Source organism: Sphingobacterium sp. E70 (assembly GCF_019285695.1).
In the GTDB taxonomy this organism is placed as follows: Bacteria; Bacteroidota; Bacteroidia; order Sphingobacteriales; family Sphingobacteriaceae; genus Sphingobacterium; species Sphingobacterium detergens.
In genome coordinates this window covers 2,634,385-2,651,459 of the sequence record NZ_CP079104.1, presented here as the reverse complement: position 1 = coordinate 2,651,459, position 17,075 = coordinate 2,634,385, and the positions used below count along the sequence as shown (strand labels likewise).

The following is a 17,075-nucleotide window of genomic DNA, read 5'->3' as shown; positions in this document are numbered from 1 at the left end:
CTAACCGAGTGTTAAGTTTATAGTATTAAGATCTTTTGGTTGTTGTAATGTCGTGTAAATCATGTTCTTGAAAGTATCCTTGCCAATTTTTGAGAGAAATGTAACGAGAGAAATAATGATGTTGACCTTTTTTAAACAGCATATAAAAAAAAGTCTCCAATTTTTATTGGAGACTTTCCGTCACAAGCAGTGCTTGTTTGCTATTATTTTAAGTAACTAAACTGTATGTTTACTTCTTTTCTCTGACTTCAGCAGCTCGGTAGGTATCCCCATCCGTTGTGTAGATTTTGAATTGCGCTTCATAGCCTTCAGGGACATAAATAACGATAGGCATGCGACCATTGTAACGTACGGTCTCAGGTTGAGCACTTACAAAAAGATTGCGCTTTGCTTGATCTGGGCATGCCATCATTGTGCTTGCTACATTTCCATTCGTTTTAAATACATAGTAATCATAACCCCAGCCTTGAAGATCTTTTTTTCTCAAAGGAACCAGCTAGATTAAAATTGTTACAACCATCTACCTCCATCCATTTACCTACAGAGAATTCAATCTTCTTATTCTTATCATTCTCCGAATACGGAACTTCGATAACCATTTTTTTGTATCCTTTTTCCGCTGCAGGAAAAATATTTAAGTCTATTTTATCAATTACCATTTGTGCTTTACTTACTGTTGTGGATGCGACGAAAACGAATAGCATCATGACCATAACTTTAAATACATTTTTTCTCATAACCTTTTTTTTTATTTTATTCTTTAAACGCAATTTCTATCACTATTGCTACTTTGTTTTGTAAAACTATATTTCTAAGACGACTTAAAATACAGAAGGATTAATTGGTAATGAATAAATATTTAGAATAATTGTTTGTTGACCCAGTGAAAGGTTTAAAAGAGTTCCCTCCGATAAGCTCTGGGTAATGCATTTGTTCATCGTTTGTTTTGTAACAAATCATGGTGCCTTTATGACCTCAACAGGAACGCAAAATCCGTCGCTGACCTATATGGCATTAACAGCTAGAGCCGTAGATTATGCTGTCGCTGAAATGAAAAAGGCGACCTCTAAATTCATAGAACTGTATCATGACAGCGGCTGTATTTTTTCGTGAGAGCTTTTAATTCATAGCGACTATAATCAGCCAAGATTGCGTAACTTTGTGTGAGATAAGGATTATTATGAGTAAAAAGTGGAGCATACTCCAAAAGAATATATTCAAATAAAAGGGGCTAGAGTCAATAATCTGAAAAATATTGATGTTGATATTCCCAAAAATAAATTAGTTGTCATTACAGGAATGTCGGGTTCGGGAAAATCTTCCCTCGCTTTTGATACCCTATATGCTGAGGGGCAGCGACGGTATGTTGAAAGTCTTTCTTCCTATGCACGACAGTTTATGGGACGGATGAATAAACCCGAAGTCGATTACATCAAAGGGATCGCTCCAGCGATTGCGATTGAACAACGTGTTATTACCAGTAATCCCCGCTCTACTGTCGGAACTTCTACCGAAATATACGACTATCTGAAATTACTATATGCAAGGATCGGTAAGACGATTTCTCCTGTATCAGGCAGGGAGGTGACTAAAGATAGCGTGAGTTCGGTGGTAGATTTTGCGCTGAAGTTTGACGAGGGAGAATCTGTCACACTCTTGGCTCCATTGGTGCCTTCCCACGGGCGAAAGCTCAAAGAAGAGTTGTCTCTCTTACTGCAGAAAGGATTTGTCCGTGTCGTTTATCAAGATAAAATGCAAAAAATCGAAAGCATTATTGACGATAAGAGCATGGCCAATGAAACGATTCAGGACGGTGAGGTATTGATCGTAGTGGATCGGGTACGTATCGAGCAGGATGATGATACCATTAATCGATTATCCGATTCCATTCAAACGGGATTTTTGAGGGTAAAGGTGAATTGTATATCGAAGAAAAGGATAAAGACATCATTTCTCACATAAGTTCGAACTCGATGGAATTACTTTTGAGGAGCCTAGTCCCAACTTCTTTAGTTTCAATAATCCCTATGGTGCCTGTCGTCGGTGTGAAGGCTATGGGAAGATCATTGGTATAGACCCAGATCTTGTTATACCAGATAAGAGTCGTTCTGTCTATGATGGAGCTATTGCTCCTTGGCGAGGAGAGAAAATGGGCGAATGGTTACAGGTGCTGGTAAAAAATTCTTTAAAGTTTGATTTTCCGATACACCGTGCCTATTCAGATCTGACCGTAGCGCAAAAAGAATTACTCTGGACGGGAAATAGTTATTTTACAGGGCTTAACCAGTTCTTTGAAGAGCTTGAAGAACAGACTTATAAAATTCAATATCGCGTGATGTTATCACGTTATCGTGGTAAGACCGACTGTCCGGACTGTAGAGGAACAAGATTGCGCAAAGATGCGACCTATGTCAAAGTGGGTGGTAGGTCAATTACCGATATCGTATTGATGCCTCTTGAAGAAGCTTTGGCATTTTTTACAGATTTGTCCCTGGAAGGAAATGAAAAGGTGATCGCCAAACGCCTACTAGCCGAAATTAATAACCGGCTACAATTTCTATGTGATGTAGGTTTAAGCTACCTTACCTTAAACCGTCTGTCCAATACATTATCTGGGGAGAATCGCAACGGATCAATTTGGCCACTTCGCTCGGAAGTTCGCTCGTTGGCTCAATTTATGTATTGGATGAGCCGAGTATTGGGTTGCACCCGCGCGATACACAGCGTTTGATTTCGGTACTGAAATCCTTGCGCGATGTAGGTAATACAGTTGTTGTGGTTGAGCATGAACAGGAAATGATGGAGGCAGCAGATTATCTGATCGATATTGGCCCTGAAGCAGGGATCAATGGCGGAGAGATGGTATTTGCTGGAACCTATAGTGAGATCCTAAAAGATGATAGGAGCTTAACAGGTCAATATCTGAGTGGCAAGAGCCAGATCGAAGTTCCAAAAAAACGGCGAAAATGGTCCAATAGCATTACTGTAAAGGGCGCATGAAAATAATCTTCAGGGGATCGATGTGCAGTTCCCATTAAATACATTTACTGTTGTATCAGGGGTATCGGGGTCAGGAAAGACCTCCTTGGTAAAACGGATTCTTTATCCGGCATTGCAGAAATCAATCGGTAATTATTCTGGTGAACAAACAGGTGTATATGATTCCATAGAAGGCGATATTGCACAAGTAGAACAGATCGAAATGGTTGACCAGAATCCAATCGGTCGTTCTTCAAGGTCCAATCCAGTGACTTATGTTAAGGCTTGGGATGAGATCAGGGCCTTGTATGCTAATCAAGCTGCATCCAAAGCTGCGGGATTGAAACCTGCTGCGTTTTCTTTTAATGTCGAGGGCGGCCGCTGTGATGTCTGTCAAGGTGAGGGGGAAGTGAAGATCGAGATGCAATTTATGGCGGATATCGTACTTCCATGTGAGGCCTGTGGTGGAAAACGTTTCAAACAGTTTGTGCTAGATGTGCAGTATAAAGGTAAATCCGTAGCGGATATACTTGAACTGAGCGTGGATGAAGCCATTGTCTTCTTTGACGATCAGCCTAAGATATTGGCTAAGTTACAGCCATTACAAGATGTTGGTCTGGGGTATGTAAAGCTCGGGCAGTCTTCCAGTACGCTCTCAGGTGGTGAGGCCCAACGGATTAAACTTGCTTCCTTTCTGATCAAAGGTAATAACAGCAAGAAGACCCTGTTTATCTTTGATGAACCGACTACTGGTTTGCATTTTCAGGATATTAAAAAACTGCTAAAATCGTTTGATGCTTTGATTGCTCTCGGGAATAGTATTTTGGTCATTGAGCATAATATGGATATGATCAAGTCGGCGGATTGGGTAATTGATATTGGCCCTGAAGGAGGTAATAAAGGTGGAAAGGTGGTTTTTACGGGACTTCCAGAAGATCTTGCGCATTGTAAAGATTCTTATACAGGGCAATTTTTAAAAACACATTTAAAAGATTAAATCCTACATTAGCATTCGTTATTAAACGAAGGGGCCTGCGCAGTGGCTGCTGAAGTTAGGAACTAAGATTAGTAAAGTCAACGGTTAAAATTAATAAGTAAAAAAGGAGATTTAGGTAAGTCGGAGACTTCGTATTTTGAGCGTCTCAAATCTAATATCTCAATACTCAATACTATAACTATGATTAAAAGATTTTTTTAAGTGTCGTATTTGGAATAGCCGCACTCTCCTCCATGGCACAACAACCGGAAAGACCCAAATTGGTCGTCGGTCTGATGGTGGATCAGATGCGCTGGGATTATTTATATCGTTTTGCGGACCGATATGGAAATGATGGTTTCAAGCGACTTTTGAAAGAAGGCTTCTCCTGTGAGAATACCCTGATCAATTATATTCCGACCTATACAGCTATAGGACACAGTTCGGTATACACTGGTTCTGTTCCTTCAATCCACGGTATTGCGGGGAATGACTGGATCGAGGAGCTTACAGGCAAGAATATGTATTGTACCCAAGATGACAATGTCGTTGGTGTAGGTACTACAGAGAAAGAAGGAAAACAATCCCCACGTAATTTACTGGCATCTACAGTAACCGATCAGTTGAAACTGGCGTCAAATTTTAAATCTAAAGTCATTGGTATTGCAATTAAAGACAGAGGCGGTATATTACCTGCTGGTCACTTTGCGGATGCTGCTTATTGGTTTGAAGCGAAGTCAGGCAATTGGATTACCTCCAATTTTTATATGGATCAATTACCGAAGTGGGTCGTTGATTTCAATAAGAAAAAGTTAGCGGAAAAATACCTAAAGGCAGACTGGAAGCCGATGTACGATGTGAGTACTTATGCAGCGAATAGTATTGCTGATGATAATATCTATGAGGGAAAATATCCAGGTGAAGAGAAACCAACCTTGCCGCGTGCGACATCTAAGTTGATGAAAGACGAAGGTCTTGAGTTGATCAAAACAACACCAATGGGTAATCAGTTTACCTTAGATCTGGCAATGGAAGCCATCAAAAATGAGCAGATGGGAAATAACCCAACTAAAAATACCGATTTCCTTTGTGTCAGTCTTTCGGCGACAGATTATGTTGGACACCGTTACTCATTGACAGCTGTGGAAATTGAAGATATTTATCTGCAATTGGACAAACAACTGGCCGATTTCTTTGCTTATCTGGATAATACTGTTGGTAAAGGCAATTACACCTTTTTCCTGACAGCTGACCATGGTGCTTCTTACAACTCTAGATTCTATATGGATATGAAAGGAAACGGCGGTTATTTCTATTCCCGTCAGATTATTTCGGATCTAAACAAAAAGTTGAAAGAGAAATTTGGACAGGAAAAAATCGTCAAGAGTATGATGAATTATCAGGTTCATTTGAATAATCAAATCATTGATTCGCTTCAATTGGATCGGGATAAAATTAAAGAGACAATTATTCGCGAATTGCGCCACACCGAAGGTGTTGCATATGTCGCAGATATGGAAAAGAGCGAAGGCCTAATGATTCCGGAGCCTGTGCGTGAAAAAATGATCAATGGGTATAATTACAAACGCAGTGGTGTTATCCAAATCGTTTGTGAACCACAATGGTATGATGGTACGCCACGATCTACGGGTACGACACATGGTACTTGGTCGGGATATGATTCCCATATTCCATTGGTATTTATGGGCTGGGGCATTAAGCCTGGTGTGTCCAATACCGAGGTCCATATTGTCGATATTGCGCCTACAATTTCATCACTATTGCATATTACCGAACCCAATGGAAGTATCGGTAAACCCATTACAGCGGTATTGGGCCAATAGCAATTAGATGATCAAATAATATTCGCCCTTAGCATAAGGATATTCAATGGGTAAATTGTGCTAAGGGCTTTTCTTTTACAGGCTAGTTTTATAGGTTTTATTCTATTGAATAAAAAACGTAAATTTGCAATTCAACAGGGGTTAACAAATTATGCTTTCCAAAAAGACAAAATATGCAATTAAGGCACTTATGGTGCTCGGTCGTAACTACGGAAATGAACCTATGCAGATCGTTAAGATTGCACAGGAAGAAAATATTCCAAAAAATTCTTGGAACAGATTCTCCTTGAAATGCGCAACGCAGGGATTCTCTATAGTAAAAAAGGTGCAGGTGGTGGCTATAGTCTAAATAAAGCTCCAGAGGATGTATTTTTATCTCAGGTAATGCGTCTGATCGATGGACCGATTGCTTTGCTCCCTTGTGTCAGTCTAAATTTCTATCGTTCCTGTGAAGAGTGTACCGAAGAGCATGCCTGTGGCATCCGTGATACATTTGTGGAAGTGCGGAATGCGATGCTGCAAATTTTGAATGACACCAGCATTGCACATTTAATCAATAAAGAAAAAGAATTGAATCTAAACGTCGAATAATCGACTTGTTCGATGCCGTCTGCAGACTAGACAAAAAAGCTTGTTTGCAATGAATAGTATAGACAGCAGTGGCGCAAGCTTACTGCTGTTTTTTTATACTGAAGGTTCTAAAAACATATCTTGGCAGAATAAGGCCCTTTAGCATGATGATTTATTGGCATAGACAATAATTGGAGTTTTGCTTTAGAATAAGATAAATTTTATAATTTTAGGGCATTCATAATATACGGACAGATCACTTGAAAAACGATGAAAATGATGAGGTTAAGCTGGTTTCTCTTTTAATTAAGGGAGACAAAATGGCTTTCTCTAAGCTTTATGAACACTATTCTCCCACCTTGTTGCACAAGCTGAACAGATTGCTACCAGACGAGGAGCATGTGTTGGAAATACATCAAATTGCCTTCGTACGATTATGGGATATGCGCGCCAAAATTATTCCCGAGAAAGGTGTTTGGTCATTGCTACATACAATAGCCCGTAACCTGACCATTGATTATTTTCGCCAATCAGCTACAGATGAAGCTGTGCGTAAAGCACTTCTGACACAGGCAACCTTATATTATGAACTGGACGAAGCCAATGATACGTTGGAACAGCTATCTGATGAACTATCAAAAGCGATAGAAAAATTACCCCCAAGCGCAGAGAAATCTTCCTGTTGTGCAAATTCCAGGAAAGAGTTATGAAGAAGCCGCGAAGATCCATGAAGTTTCAGTTGGTACTGTAAAAGATCACATGGCCAAAGCTATGCGTTTTTTAAAACAGGAACTCGGAGCCAAACTGTTTATGCTGTTGATAACACTTTTGGGGCTTCTTAACTAGGGATTTGCTTCACATAAGGCTAGTCTCAAAAGTCTTTTTATCCTCCTTAAACCTAATTTTAAATTTTTTAAAAAAAATGATTTTCTAAGCATAGACTTTCTATGCCTTCTCCGTATTAAGGTTATTAAGGCTGTGATTTGAGCGATTATTATGTACGATAAAAAGGAGATTTTCGAGAAATACTTAGCCGGCACCTGCACGCCGGAGCAGGCCGCTTGGTTGGTAGCATTATTCGCTGACGAATCTTTTCGTGAGGAACTGGAAATGTATATGGATGCAGCAATGGATGATCAGCTGGAGGAAGAGGACATTATTGAGGAACTGTATACCCAATCGAAAAACCAATACCCAATCTTAGAATCGCTGCTCACTGGAGAAGAGATTAAAACGAAACCATCCATTTTGATCCGCTTATGGCCATGGGCGGCCGCTGCGGCAGCAATACTAATTCTTTATGTAGGAGGGTATCAATATAAAGCATATGAGGAAGCTTCAAGCACTACCGCTGTTACTGTCACGAATAAACATATGGAAAGCCCCAAAGTGGAATCACTGATGACATTAACGCTGCCGAATGGCGAGAAAATTGAGTTGACGGATAGTAGCAAAACGCAATACGCTGCTGCAAAACAACAAATGAAGATTCTTTTTTGAAATCAAAAATTTGAGAATGCCTCCGAACCTATGGTACAGGAAATTAACGTTCCAACGGGTAAAACTGGAGCAATCGTGTTGACTGATGGAACCAAAGTTTGGCTCAATACGGGTACTAAATTACGTTACGATGCTAATTTTGTTGGATCCGAACGTGTCGTTTATCTGGAGGAGAAGCTTATTTTGAAGTTTCGCATAATAAGCAGAAACCTTTTGTGGTGGTTTCAAATGATCAAAAATCAAGGTGCTGGGGACGCATTTTAATGCTAAGGCCTATACTGGTAATCGAACCACAACAACATTGATGGAAGGTAGTGTTGCCGTTTCTACTGCATCGAAAGTCCGTATTTTGACCCCGGAGCAGCAGCGTTGTCGATCCTGGGAAGACTAATATCGATGTTTCTCCGGCCTTATTATCCAATGTTAATGCTTGGCGAAATAATGAATTTTCATTTTTTAATGCAGGTTTGGAAGAGATCGGAGCGGAGTTGTCGCACTGGTATGGCATAGATGTTAGGGTACTCGGCCAAGCTGACGACTTGGGCTTTACAGGAGTCATTTCCAAAGAAAAGACATTAGAAGAAGTGTTGTCCATCTTGCGGAGAACAGGACAGATAAAATATCAAATCACTCCTTGGGGAGCAAAAGAAAGGAGGGTGATTCTGATGATGTAGTTTTACCTATGCAATCTAACTAACCACTGCTGAGCGGGGACAGCAGTATACCTTAATTATTTGACCAATAAATTACGACCAAATGAATTTATTCAATTCCAGAGACCTATTGAAAAGGAGGGCTTTGGGCAAACGCACTGCAATTTTATTTGTTGCACTGACCTGTGTGCAGTTTAGCCTGGCGGCTTTTGCACAACGGGTCACTATAAAGAGGAAGGGAGTTCTACTTTCTCAAGTATTTAGTGAAATCAAGAGACAATGCAATTGTGATTTCTTCTACAATGAGTCTCTTGTCAAATCCAATACGGCGGTGGATATCGACATGCAGAATGCTACTGTGCAAGAAGTATTGGATCATTGTTTTAAAGATCAGTCGCTGCAATATAGCATCGATAATAAAACAATTGTAATTACCCCTAAGCCTCGTTCAACCAAACAGCAGAAAGTACAGCTACGTGGCCGTGTAATGGATTATAAGGAAAACCGCTGGTCGGCATTACGGTGGCCGAAAAAGATAATCCAAAGAATGCTGTTGGAACGGATACTGATGGGACGTTTATCCTATCGGTAACAAATGCAAATACAACATTGATTTTCAAAAGTATGGGTTTCCAGACTTTGCAGATATCCATGCAGGGTAAGACTTGGATAGAGGTGCGCTTGACTCCTGTCGAAAATCAGTTGGACGACGTGGTAGTCACAGGCTACCAAAACTTACAGCGCAAATCATTGACCGGTTCGGTCGCTACGGTTAATATGGAGCAGTTAGAAACAATATTTCAGCCGAATATTGATAAACTCCTACAAGGACAGGTACCTGGGCTTATGGTCATGAGTACTTCGGGTGCTCCCGGCGCCATGCCGCAAATTCGCATTCGTGGTACTGCTGCGTTAAGCGGGAATGTGCAGCCTTTATGGGTTGTCGATGGAATTATTCTGGATGACGCGGTGAATGTTTCTGTTGATGATATTATGACTAATAGAAACTTGATCGCTTCTGGTATTGGTGGTGTCAATGTGGAAGATATTGAAAGCATCAATGTCTTAAAAGATGCAGCGGCAACGGCTATCTATGGAACTAAAGCCGCTAATGGTGTCATTGTAATTACTTCCAAAAGGGGCGGGCTGGTAAAACCCGAGTGAATTTTTCAAGCACCTTAACTATGGGAGAGCGACCACAGATAGCGGACGCCTATATGATGAACTCCAAGGAACGGGTGGACGTCAATTTAGAAATGTTGCAGCGGAATTTGTTTAATGCAAACAGCCCTAAACCCGGCGAATATGGTACTGTTACTGATTTTGAACGTTATTTTATTGATGCAAATGATAAGCGGATTAGCTGGGGCCAATTTGAAGACAACATAAAGTACCTGGAAACGGTCAATACCGATTGGTTTAAACATCTATTCAGAAATTCGCTGTCTCAACGCTATAACGTAAGTTTTTCCGGTGGAAATGAAAAGACGACTTTTTATGCCTCAGGAAGCTACAATAATGATCAGGCGACCGCGAAAGGCGTGGGACAGAAAACCTATACTGGATCATTGAAAGCCTATACTTTCTTAACACCCAAGATGCGATTGGGAGTCATGATGGATATCAATGCACGCGACAATAAGAGTTTTTTTGCTGTCGATTCGCGCGAAAACCCCTATGAATGGGCGATCTATACCACACGTGCGCAACCCGCTTTTGACAACAATGGAAATTATAGTTATTTCTACCATAATACCCTGAAATATAACTTTATGGAAAACAGGGGACAGGGCTGGAGAAATGCGAATAACTTCGGACTACGGTCTTCAGTGGATTTTGAATGGAAATTCATGAAGGATCTGACGTTCACTTCCTTGTTTAGTTATACAAAGCAAAATACACGAGATGTAGATATAGCTTTGGAGGACAGTTATTTTGTGCGGAGCCGGAAAAAGATTATTATGATATCGTCGACTATACAGCAGTGCAGATCTGGAAAGATGGAGGTTATAGAAGAGGAAAGGCATCAGTTAACGGTTCGATTACCTTCCGGAATCAAATAATCTATAATCCTCTTTAAAGACAAACATTATTTGAATGTGATGCTAGGGCAAGAGATCCGTAAATCTAAGACTGAGGAGGAAGTAACGCAGGTCTATGGATATGCACATGATCGGGGCCATCAACAAGTGCCACAGTTTGAACTGATGAAAAGATGGGTGTCCCGTATTGGACAGAACGTCTGGATGAAGCTGCTGCGGTATCCTATTACGGTGCACTCAATTATACCTTTGACAATAGATATACTGTAAGTTTTAACGCCCGTACAGATGGTTCCAATAGATTTGGTCTGAAAACTAATCAGTTATTTCAGCCACTATGGGCATTTGGAGCGAACTATCAGATGAAGCAGGAGCGTTTTCTAGATCAGATTGATTGGTTATCCTATTTGACACTAAGAGGATCTTATGGCAGCCAGGGTAATGTTGCTTCTCAAGCCTACTCCGACTTGGTTGCGACGATCGGCGCCGTGAATGTAGATAATCCGGTCAATTATTTAATTATCAACGCACCGAAAAATCCTTATCTCAAATGGGAAAAGACCTATACGACCAATTTGGGGCTTGAATTTGGCTTATGGAAACGCCGTTTAATGGGCTCTATCGAATTTTATAATAAAAAGGCACAGACCTGTTGGGATCAAAACAAGTGTCGCAAGTGACCGGATTCGAATCGCTTCAGGTGAACTGGGCGACAATGCGCAATCGAGGTTGGGAGTTTTCTGCCAGCTCAATCAATATTGATTCTAAGAATTTTAGATGGTCATCAAATATCAATTATGGCTTGAACAAAAATGAGGTATTGGACGTTAATGCCAAGCCAACGGTGGGAAGTCTGACAGAAGCAAATCGGACTAACTATGCATCATCTGCAGTAATTGGCAAGCCACTAGATGGGGTATGGTCTTATCGTTATGCAGGACTCAATACAGATGGTAGAGCTACATTTTATACCAATAAAGAAGGGGAAAAGGTACTCTATGGTATGACGAACTTGGATGGCCTGAAGTACGAGGGACCCAATCTACCAACGACGCAATTGGGGTTTACCAATACGTTCGCCTATAAACGTTTGTCTTTGTCAGCCTTGTTTATTGGTAGTTTTGGTAATGTGATGCGACTGCGCAACCTCTCACAAAACTATGCCTTGACTTTTCCAGAGCCTACACAGAACCTGTCGAGAGAATGGGTAAACAGATGGCGTAAACCTGGGGATGAACTCAATACGAATATCCCTAAACTTGAAGACTCTGCGTTTGAGGCTGCTGTGACAGGTACTTCACCATACAATGGCAGAATGTACGATAACTCTGATCTGAGAACAGTAAAAGGTGATTTTGTGCGCTTGCAGAACCTCTCCATTTCTTATGATTATTTTACGCCTAGATTGCGGGCATTGGGAATCCAGAATATTCGCCTTATGTTACAGGGAAATAATCTCTATGTATGGAAAGATGCTAAACTGAAAGGTCAGGATCCGGAGGCGCAAGGAAGCAAAATGTCTTACGCAGACTCGAGATCCGTTCAGGTATCGTTTGGAAATACATTCCTTCCAGTGCCACGATCATACACAGCATCTTTACAAGTTCAATTTTAAACCTAAAAGCTATGATGAAGACTACATCTAAATATTTGTTGTTGGGTCTGTTTTGTTCAGCAGTAGGCTTGTCATCTTGTACGGGCTTATTGGATATAAAACCCGTCAATAGTATGACCCCGAAACAATCAATGATTATGAATCGATTTTATTAGGCGGGTATCCACGCAGCGATTATTTCTATAAAACCGAATTAATGACCGATAACGCAATGGTCAATCTCAATACGACGTATAAACCCAGTGCTGCTGATGAACCCTGGTTCTTGTTTGCCTCATCGCATTTATTGGACAATAGTCCAAACGATCCTTATTGGGGGCAGCTTTACAAGACTATTTTTTATGCCAATACAGTCTTGGATAAGTTCAAAGAAGTCATCCCTACCGGTGAAGAACAGTCAAACTACGATAGGATAAAAGGTGAAGCATTCGCATTGCGGGCATATGCTTATTTTTATCTGATCAATATGTATGCTGATGTATATGCGGCAAATAACCTGGAGCTTCCTGGGGTACCAATGCCTCTTGATGCCGTCGATGTTAACGAATTCAGCAAGAATAATGTACGCCAACCTTTAGGAAAAGTATGGGGCAGATCGAAGCAGATTTGGGACAGGCCGCAGATCTATTGCGCGGAAAGCCTACGAATGATCGTTTTCGGCTCAATATTACGACTGTGCAATTATTACGCGCCCGTGTGTCATTATTTATGGGACAATATGATCAGGCAATAGCCTTTGCTGGAGAAGTGATGTCAAGTGCAAAGCTCGCCGACCTCAATACCATGCAATCTTATATTGACAGTAAGTCCAATAAGTATGCCTTTTCGGGCAATGTAGGTTTTATTGACACAGATTATAATAGAGAAATACTATTCTTTACAGCAGGAAGAGCCAATAATAATATCTTTTACTATGCTCAGGCAGCATTTAAACCATCCGAAGAGATTTTGGACCTGACTAAAAGAAATGGTAATCTGGTAGATTACAGGCAGTACTTGTTTGATTCATTTGAAGACTTTTCACAGCCTGATGGTGTCATGGTTGGCAAGACGGTGTACCATATGTTTGCCACACAGGAAAAATATTGGTTTTATATTGGCTTTAAAGCCAGTGAGGCCTATGTGATACGTGCTGAGGCCTACGCTAGAAAACAGCAATATAGCAATGCTTTGAAAGACCTCAACGATCTGTTGGTGACGCGTTATAAAAAAGGAACGTTTATCGGGTTAAAGGAAAGTGACTATAGTGATAAAGCAGGTATTTTGAAAAGAGTACTCGAAGAGCGCCGTCTGGAAACTGCATTCGATGGTGGATTGCGATTTTTGACTTACGTCGACTTGGAAAGCCTGAAATCAAGCATGCCTATAAAAATGGACAGGAGTTTGTAATGCGCAAAGATGATCCAAAATATGTCTTGCAGATTCCTCAATCAGAACAGAATAATTCACCAAATATGCCTATTAATCCACGATAATCAATTCATCAATGAAGAAGATATTTTCAATCGGCCTAGTAAGTATGTTGTTACTGGCCAGTTCATGTACAAAAAATGAATCCATCAATTCCTCGGAATCTTTCGGATTTCAAGAGCGTTTTGGCCCAAAAGAAGAGGAGTTACCCGCTGTTAAGGAGATGTTCAAGACCTATGATTTATGGCTGCGTCTTAATTTTAAGGATCCGAAGGAGGTGACAAATAGTATTTTGGTGCAAGATGTCAATAATCGCTATGGAGCAACACCAATGGATGACAAAGCCAAACCAAGTGCCATTATGTTTGTAGATACCCTGCTGCATAATGTTTCTACGGATTTTGTACGGCGTGTATTTCCACGGGAGTTCTTTTTCGTAAAGACCTATAATGGTTCTTGGTGGAAACAGGATATTTATGTCTTGGGACGTTCGCGTTTAATTGTCTGTTGGCCCAATGAACGATTAAATACCCAACCTATTACGGTGCCTGAAACACATTATTACCAGGATTCTGTACTTACGCGTATGGTTTGGGGCAATTTGTCCGGGATGCTCGCGCAGCGAATGGAAGGAAAGGTTCCTGGATTTGAGGCTGCCGGAATGCCTTATGACAATGGAAAGGCACTCGATGAAATTAACAAAAATTTTCCGGGCAATAGTGATGAAGATATTGAAGCTCGTAATCGTGAGGTTTCCAAATTAGCCGCAGAACGGGGTTATATCTCCGGCTCTGGCTCGAGGGGGTACGAAGTTGACTTGGGGCAGTGGTTTAGTCTGTTGACAACCGAATCCTATCAAAATATTAAAAAAGTATACTTAGATACCAGTGAAAAAAGAACCGCTAAATACAAGATATTGACAGATTTTCTCAAGAAGGAATACCATTGGGATATTCAGGCAGCAGGCAATAAGTATCGCCAAAAATTAAATAGTTTTAATTAATGTCACGCCAAACCTTATAGAAATATAATAAAAAAGCCAATTCATCATAGGCGGGTTAAAGACGCTCGTCTATGATGATTAACGAAGTAAACAATTATTAAATACAAGCATCTAAAATCAAATTTGTACACATGAAAATTTTAAAAATGATCGCCTTGTTGGCTCTCCCTAGTGCGGTGATGGCACAACAGTCGGATTTCAGTATTGAGGGAAAATACAGCAGCCCAAAAAAGAAGGACAGGTATTTATGTCTATCCGTACTCCGAATAGTCAGGTACTAGACTCTGTAAAAGTAGATAAGGGTACGTTTACTTTTAAAGGGCAGGCAAATGGACCTACCATGGTTTATATTGTATATGATCAGGAGAATAAAGGTTGGGACAAGATCGGGTACAAAGGGGACATGGTTGGTATTTATGTCGATAAAGGAAAGACAAGTATAACAGCAAAAGATTCTGTTAAAACAGCCGTTATAAAAGGTTCGTCGTTACAGGATGCTCACGCAGCGTATAAGAATCTTATCAAGGAGGCCGAGGATGGAATTAATGCGATCAATCTGAAATACAGCAGCGCTACTGCAGAGCAACGCAAAGACGATGCTTTCGCTGGGCCGCTTCGGGAGCAGTATATGAAATTTGCGGAACAGAAGAAACAGTTGCAACAAGACTATATCGCGAAGAATCCAAACTCTTATTTCAGTTTATTGGCGATTCAGGATCAACTTTATGCTGGGGCCGACATCTTAACTTTGGAACCTGAGTTTAATAAGCTTTCGGCATCCGTACGTAGTTCGGAAAGCGGAGAAGCTTTCGCGAAGCAGATCACGGCAGCTAAATCAACTGCGGTTGGGGTACTTGCACCAGACTTTACACAGCATGATGTCAATGACAAACCTGTTAAGTTATCTGATTTTAGGGGTAAATATGTGTTGTTGGATTTCTGGGCCTCTTGGTGTGGTCCTTGTCGGGCAGAGAATCCCAATGTTGTAGCAGCATATGATAAGTTTAAGGATAAAAATTTTACTGTATTGGGTGTTTCGTTGGATCAACCGGGCAAGAAAGACAACTGGTTAAAGGCTATTGAGGCGGACAAATTAAGCTGGACAAATGTAAGTGATCTGAAGTTCTGGAATAACGAGGCGGCTAAGCTTTACGGTGTCCGCGGTATCCCTCAGAACTTTCTGATCGGTCCCGACGGGAAGATTGTTGCTAAAGACCTGCGTGGCGAACAATTGCATGAAAAATTAGCAGAGCTATTGAAATAACATGATGACGAGATTAAAGTTTATTGCACTAGGAATAGGAACGATTTTATCCTTGTTTTGTGTTTTTGCTCTTCGTGCTCAGACAACTTCTAAGGTTGTTTTTGTAGGAAAAGTTGACCCGAGATTTGATGGTACCAAGATATATCTTTATAACAATATTACCGGCGATAATGATACAGCAACTGTTACGAAAGGAGCTTGGCAAATAGAACGACCATTTACGGTAGCCACCAGGCACATGTTGGCCGCTGAGGCGGAGTCTAAAAAACATGGCGGTTACGCACCCTTTGGTATTCTGGTTGATGCTCCTGCAACAATTCACATTGCGGGTGATCTGGAGTCTTTCTATACCTCCAAGGTTTCGGGATCCAATGCCCATGATGTACTGAATCAGTATTTCACACTTATGCAGACTAAGGGGGCGGATGAAGCTGCGGTGATTACGCAGGTCGTTGCTCAAAATAACAATTCTTTTGGAGCAGCTTTTTTATTGGACCGCTATGGAAAGGCCATGAAACCGGAGGAAGCCTTAAAGGTTTATGAGGGACTGACGCCTGCTATCAAGCAGTCCTATTATGGTAAATCTGCCGGCAATCAAATTCGTGGAGCTTTGTTGTCAAAAGAAGGAGCTTTGGTGGCGAATTTTTCGTTGCCAAATGAAAACGGTCAAAAAATTGACTTCGCTTCTATGAAAGGTTCTTATGTGCTATTGGACTTTTGGGCTTCTTGGTGTGGTCCCTGTATCGAAGAGTTTAAAACACTCAAGGAGATTTACGGAAAATATAAGGGTAAATCGGCGTTTGAGATTTTAAGTATTTCTACTGATAAGAGTGAAAATGCATGGAAGAATATGCTTAAAACCCAACAATTACCCTGGATACAACTGCACGATATTCCGGCGGACAATAGCATTGCAGTCAGTCGATTTGCTGTGACAGCGCTACCTACAACTTTCCTGATAGATCCGAATGGAAAGATTCTTGCTAAAAACCTAAGGGGAGAGGAATTAAAGGCTTATTTGGTTAAGCTATTCGGTTACTAACCGCTCCGTTAGCCAATTTTAAGCGTAAGCGTCAGCATCTGAAAATGCTGGCGCTTTTTTGTCTTGAATAATTAAAGGAATGGAAACTATATTTCTTCTGATATTATTAGGTGTGTCTTATTGGGAAAAGAAAGCTGGTGTAACATCATGCTCTATCCCGTTTTATTGGATATTTCG

The 17,075-nt window shown here is 40.8% G+C and carries 20 protein-coding genes and 2 pseudogenes; 20 read left to right on the top strand and 2 right to left on the bottom strand.

The window, feature by feature from the left end; translation table 11 throughout:
• Positions 1 to 229 precede the first annotated feature (229 nt).
• Positions 230 to 487, bottom strand: a complete 258-nt coding sequence (locus tag KUH03_RS18945) for an ecotin family protein (protein WP_257095780.1) — start codon at positions 485 to 487, stop codon at positions 230 to 232.
• Positions 453 to 737, bottom strand: a complete 285-nt coding sequence (locus tag KUH03_RS18940) for an ecotin family protein (protein WP_257095771.1) — start codon at positions 735 to 737, stop codon at positions 453 to 455. Before KUH03_RS18940 ends, KUH03_RS18945 begins: the two co-directional genes overlap by 35 nt.
• Before the next feature lie 232 nt (positions 738 to 969).
• Here KUH03_RS18940 and KUH03_RS18935 point away from each other — a divergent pair, with 232 nt between their 5' ends.
• The 20 genes and pseudogenes from KUH03_RS18935 to KUH03_RS18825 all read left to right on the top strand — a co-directional run bounded on the left by KUH03_RS18935 (position 970) and on the right by KUH03_RS18825 (position 16,898).
• A complete protein-coding gene (locus tag KUH03_RS18935; RefSeq protein WP_257095769.1) occupies positions 970 to 1,113 on the top strand; it encodes a hypothetical protein in 144 nt (47 codons plus the stop codon).
• 78 nt (positions 1,114 to 1,191) lie between these two features.
• Positions 1,192 to 3,976 (top strand): annotated as a pseudogene (gene uvrA, locus KUH03_RS48775) (excinuclease ABC subunit UvrA).
• A 233-nt stretch (positions 3,977 to 4,209) separates the two neighbouring features.
• On the top strand, positions 4,210 to 5,799 hold the full coding sequence (gene pafA, locus KUH03_RS18910) for an alkaline phosphatase PafA (RefSeq protein ID WP_257095761.1): 1,590 nt from the start codon (positions 4,210 to 4,212) through the stop codon (positions 5,797 to 5,799).
• Positions 5,800 to 5,950: 151 nt separating this feature from the next.
• Positions 5,951 to 6,390 (top strand): annotated as a pseudogene (locus KUH03_RS18905) (Rrf2 family transcriptional regulator).
• Positions 6,391 to 6,629: 239 nt separating this feature from the next.
• Positions 6,630 to 7,079, top strand: a complete 450-nt coding sequence (locus tag KUH03_RS18900; RefSeq protein ID WP_257095759.1) for an RNA polymerase sigma factor — start codon at positions 6,630 to 6,632, stop codon at positions 7,077 to 7,079.
• The gene (locus tag KUH03_RS18895) at positions 7,054 to 7,215 is read left to right on the top strand and encodes an RNA polymerase sigma factor (RefSeq protein ID WP_257095757.1); all 162 of its coding nucleotides are present in this window, start codon (positions 7,054 to 7,056) and stop codon (positions 7,213 to 7,215) included. Before KUH03_RS18900 ends, KUH03_RS18895 begins: the two co-directional genes overlap by 26 nt.
• A gap of 150 nt (positions 7,216 to 7,365) precedes the next feature.
• Positions 7,366 to 7,869 carry a hypothetical protein gene (locus KUH03_RS18890; RefSeq protein WP_257095755.1) on the top strand — a complete coding sequence of 168 codons (504 nt, stop codon included), beginning with the start codon at positions 7,366 to 7,368 and terminating at the stop codon, positions 7,867 to 7,869.
• A 30-nt stretch (positions 7,870 to 7,899) separates the two neighbouring features.
• Positions 7,900 to 8,133: a FecR family protein gene (locus KUH03_RS18885; protein WP_257095753.1), complete on the top strand. Its 234-nt coding sequence runs from the start codon at positions 7,900 to 7,902 to the stop codon at positions 8,131 to 8,133.
• The gene (locus tag KUH03_RS18880; protein WP_257095751.1) at positions 8,114 to 8,260 is read left to right on the top strand and encodes a hypothetical protein; all 147 of its coding nucleotides are present in this window, start codon (positions 8,114 to 8,116) and stop codon (positions 8,258 to 8,260) included. The genes KUH03_RS18885 and KUH03_RS18880 overlap by 20 nt, the downstream gene beginning before the upstream one ends.
• Position 8,261: 1 nt before the next feature.
• The gene (locus KUH03_RS18875; protein WP_257097101.1) at positions 8,262 to 8,543 is read left to right on the top strand and encodes a DUF4974 domain-containing protein; all 282 of its coding nucleotides are present in this window, start codon (positions 8,262 to 8,264) and stop codon (positions 8,541 to 8,543) included.
• Between the two features lie 82 nt (positions 8,544 to 8,625).
• Positions 8,626 to 9,114 carry an STN domain-containing protein gene (locus KUH03_RS18870; protein ID WP_257095749.1) on the top strand — a complete coding sequence of 163 codons (489 nt, stop codon included), beginning with the start codon at positions 8,626 to 8,628 and terminating at the stop codon, positions 9,112 to 9,114.
• Positions 9,045 to 9,686, top strand: coding sequence for a TonB-dependent receptor plug domain-containing protein (locus tag KUH03_RS18865; RefSeq protein WP_257095747.1), 642 nt, complete (start codon positions 9,045 to 9,047; stop codon positions 9,684 to 9,686). Before KUH03_RS18870 ends, KUH03_RS18865 begins: the two co-directional genes overlap by 70 nt.
• Complete coding sequence (locus KUH03_RS18860; RefSeq protein WP_257095746.1) at positions 9,683 to 10,585, top strand: hypothetical protein; 903 nt, start codon at positions 9,683 to 9,685, stop codon at positions 10,583 to 10,585. Before KUH03_RS18865 ends, KUH03_RS18860 begins: the two co-directional genes overlap by 4 nt.
• A gap of 152 nt (positions 10,586 to 10,737) precedes the next feature.
• Positions 10,738 to 11,244 carry a TonB-dependent receptor gene (locus tag KUH03_RS18855; RefSeq protein ID WP_257095745.1) on the top strand — a complete coding sequence of 169 codons (507 nt, stop codon included), beginning with the start codon at positions 10,738 to 10,740 and terminating at the stop codon, positions 11,242 to 11,244.
• On the top strand, positions 11,217 to 12,179 hold the full coding sequence (locus KUH03_RS18850) for a hypothetical protein (RefSeq protein WP_257095744.1): 963 nt from the start codon (positions 11,217 to 11,219) through the stop codon (positions 12,177 to 12,179). The genes KUH03_RS18855 and KUH03_RS18850 overlap by 28 nt, the downstream gene beginning before the upstream one ends.
• Positions 12,180 to 12,375: 196 nt before the next feature.
• Positions 12,376 to 12,912, top strand: coding sequence for a RagB/SusD family nutrient uptake outer membrane protein (locus KUH03_RS48770; RefSeq protein WP_373564754.1), 537 nt, complete (start codon positions 12,376 to 12,378; stop codon positions 12,910 to 12,912).
• Positions 12,888 to 13,568: a RagB/SusD family nutrient uptake outer membrane protein gene (locus KUH03_RS18840; protein ID WP_373564827.1), complete on the top strand. Its 681-nt coding sequence runs from the start codon at positions 12,888 to 12,890 to the stop codon at positions 13,566 to 13,568. The genes KUH03_RS48770 and KUH03_RS18840 overlap by 25 nt, the downstream gene beginning before the upstream one ends.
• Positions 13,569 to 13,665: 97 nt before the next feature.
• Positions 13,666 to 14,592, top strand: coding sequence for a hypothetical protein (locus KUH03_RS18835; protein WP_257095740.1), 927 nt, complete (start codon positions 13,666 to 13,668; stop codon positions 14,590 to 14,592).
• Between the two features lie 247 nt (positions 14,593 to 14,839).
• Entirely contained in the window at positions 14,840 to 15,856 is a 1,017-nt protein-coding gene (locus KUH03_RS18830) for a TlpA disulfide reductase family protein (protein WP_257095738.1), read from the top strand.
• 1 nt (position 15,857) lies between these two features.
• Positions 15,858 to 16,898 carry a TlpA disulfide reductase family protein gene (locus KUH03_RS18825; protein WP_257095737.1) on the top strand — a complete coding sequence of 347 codons (1,041 nt, stop codon included), beginning with the start codon at positions 15,858 to 15,860 and terminating at the stop codon, positions 16,896 to 16,898.
• The last annotated feature ends 177 nt before the right edge of the window (positions 16,899 to 17,075 follow it).